Raw genomic sequence first — 597 nt, 5'->3', positions numbered from 1 at the left:
ATATCAATGGAACTCTAATCCAGACAACGATATTTTTGCAGTGAAGCATGGTCTATAGCAGCCATAACAAGTCAATGGTGGGACTGCCTACACGCCGCTTCGCTTTGTTACGGCAGCCCCACATTGAGGCGTTAGTGTTCAAAAGGAGAGAACATGTTTTTTACTTTACTACTCGTAACATTTGGATTGTCAGTCGCTGTTTCATTCGGCGTAGTCCAACTATTTAAGAAGCCCATTGGTGAGATATTCCATCGCATTATAAAAGATCCAATTAGTATCGCGTGGCAAAAATATATTACGTTCGCCACATACGTTGTAGGCATTTCTGGTGGAGTTAGGATTTATCAATTAGAAAGATATATTTCTGCAAGACATAAGGATACGGAGATACTCGAACTGACTATCGAAAGGTGGACTATTGAGGTTTATAGAGCAATCATAGAAACACTTCAAAGTATTGCGTGGATGTATCTAGTTATTTTTATATTTGCGTTAATAGCTTACGTTATTGTTCGTGGTTTTGAGCTTAAAAACACTAACAAGTCAATCCAGCCGACCACTGACGTGTCGGCTGATTGAGGCGTTAGCCCTTAATAG

General features: G+C 39.9%; 1 protein-coding gene. It reads left to right on the top strand.

Features of this window, described 5'->3' with window-relative positions; genetic code table 11:
- Positions 1-153 precede the first annotated feature (153 nt).
- The gene (locus BTA35_RS16535) at positions 154-579 is read left to right on the top strand and encodes a hypothetical protein (RefSeq protein WP_078320905.1); all 426 of its coding nucleotides are present in this window, start codon (positions 154-156) and stop codon (positions 577-579) included.
- Positions 580-597: the final 18 nt, after the last annotated feature.

Origin of the sequence: Oceanospirillum linum, assembly GCF_001995095.2 — a bacterium.
GTDB classification, from domain to species: domain Bacteria; phylum Pseudomonadota; class Gammaproteobacteria; order Pseudomonadales; family Halomonadaceae; genus Oceanospirillum; species Oceanospirillum linum.
The sequence above is the reverse complement of the archived record's forward strand: the minus strand, read 5'-3'. Positions and strand labels throughout refer to the sequence as shown.